General features: G+C 43.5%; 2 protein-coding genes. Both read left to right on the plus strand.

The features are described from left to right. The first annotated feature begins 171 nt into the window (after positions 1 to 171). Positions 172 to 816 (plus strand): hypothetical protein, encoded by a 645-nt coding sequence (locus GSF01_RS29030; protein WP_159888749.1) that lies wholly within the window; start codon positions 172 to 174, stop codon positions 814 to 816. A 38-nt stretch (positions 817 to 854) separates the two neighbouring features. Continuing rightward, positions 855 to 1,367, plus strand: coding sequence for a hypothetical protein (locus GSF01_RS29035; RefSeq protein ID WP_159888750.1), 513 nt, complete (start codon positions 855 to 857; stop codon positions 1,365 to 1,367). The last annotated feature ends 748 nt before the right edge of the window (positions 1,368 to 2,115 follow it).

Here is a 2,115-nt window from a genome sequence, read left to right on the forward strand (position 1 = left end):
CATGTTTCGTCACTCCATCTGCAAGGTTTTTGAGCGTTTTGCCACGTTTTCCTTGCAGATATATTCGACGGAAATGCCCGGTAACCCTTGTGAAATATGGATTTATTCGCATTCAGCAAGCCCTAATTAATAAAATACGCTGAAACGAATAATGAGTGAGGATGATAAAACTTGATAAGGTTTGTTAACGTACCAACGGTTGTCATTCTAATGATACTAAGCTTGTTAGCAAGTCCGGGACCCGCTCAAGCTGCTTATAAACCGATCAATCAGTCGATAAACGGGAGCTTTGAATTAGACAGCAACCACGACGGTAGACCAGACTTCTGGGAAGTCAGCTGGAGAAATGGTAATAGCGATGGCCCTTATGCGAGTAGATCTACAGGTTTAACACCAACAGATGGCGACTATGTTTATCGGCTGTATAACGGAACTGGCGACGCACAGTCCTATCAGTTTGCAAGATCGCAGCCCATACAGATTAAGAAAGGCGGCAGTTACCGTGTAAAGGCTCAGATGAGATATACCCTACAAACGGGAGGAGTTGCAGGATTATACATCATTCATCTTGATAACCAGGGAAATGAAATTTCTCTTCTTCCTGGGCTGTATCAGGACGGTGGATGGAATTGGCATAGTCACACAATCGATGTTACCGCTTTGCCTCAAACGACTGCTTTTGTCATTCGTTTAGCAGTCGGTGGAGAGGAGGGAGCCTACTTGGATGTTGATCAAGTACAGGTAGAGGAATTGACATCAATGGAGGTTTTGAATCGTTATCCAACAATCCAAGTTTGGCTGAATTTTGGACTGTGAATTGGCGAAATGGCACAAGTACAGGACCTTATGCAACCGTGGCTCCATATGAACCGGTGTCTGGAAGCAATCATTTTCGTCTTTACAATGGAACAGGGGAAACCAGTTCAGCCCAGTATGTGATATCGGAGAAAATTCCCGTAATAGGGGGGCAACTCTACACATTAGAAGCGATGTTGAGATATACCTTGAATGGCGGCGGTCATGCCGAAATGAGTCTTCTTGAGGTAGATGCCAGTCATCAGACAGTCAATGAGAATCATGTGACCTATGATCAAGGGAATTGGAAATGGCATGATCAGATGGAACTGTACAGCTTAAAGCCTGAAACGGCCTTTGTGGTGATTCGGTTTGGTGTTGGTGGAGAGGAGGGTGCTTATCTCGATATTGATAATGTTTCAGTAAGTATTGTGAATCGACACACCCTCAGCTATGTCCAGGATAGTTCGAGTCATCTCCGTTATATCTGGGATCCTAAAGGCAGACTCGTGAAATATGATTTTGATGCCAATGGGAATACGATTGCACGGCGCATCACCAATAAGGAGTGATAGGCTATTGACCTTCAAATTTATCAAAAATTAAGGAGTTCGTTGGCGAATCTATGCATGTTTCTCATGGCATTATTAGCTACCTCTGGTCTCACCATGGAGGCGAATGCGGCTTTGGTCACAACAGCTACCAACGATTCGAAGTTCATCGTTATGAATAACTACTTGAGACATTGACCGCTTCCAATCCCGGCAGGAGGGATGCACATTTCGCAAGACACGTTGGTCGCTTCACAACATCGTATACGGGACGCGAGCGTTTACTACTCATGTTCTTTCTTGATGAAGCAGGGAGTGAGATCGTTGCGGCTCCATAATCGTTTGGACGCGACGGCGCCAGGGGGATCGGGGATGATGTATGCAGACTCTTTATCTATTCGAAGGTAAGGTACTTCCCACAAGTCAATGATGGATGACTAAATAATACTTAATTATTTTACCAATGGAGGATTCATTATGCATCGAAAATTAACAATAATATTTTTGATTGCGATGCTCGTAATAACGTCGCTATCACCCTCTTACGCCGCGGGGATCGGTAACAACAAAGCAGAAGAAATAAAAGAATCGATGAAAGCCATTGACTTAAATCAGGATTCTCAGGAATTAAGACAAAATTATTTATATAGATTGAACTCATAAAATTGAGAGCCGCACAAATCGGGTAAAAGATATCAAAGGACCGAAAAGGCGGGGATCAGAATGACACATGAACAAGAAATTGAAAAGCTGGCAGTAGCCATGAAAG

Origin of the sequence: Paenibacillus puerhi, assembly GCF_009846885.1 — a bacterium.
GTDB lineage: Bacteria > Bacillota > Bacilli > Paenibacillales > NBRC-103111 > Paenibacillus_G > Paenibacillus_G puerhi.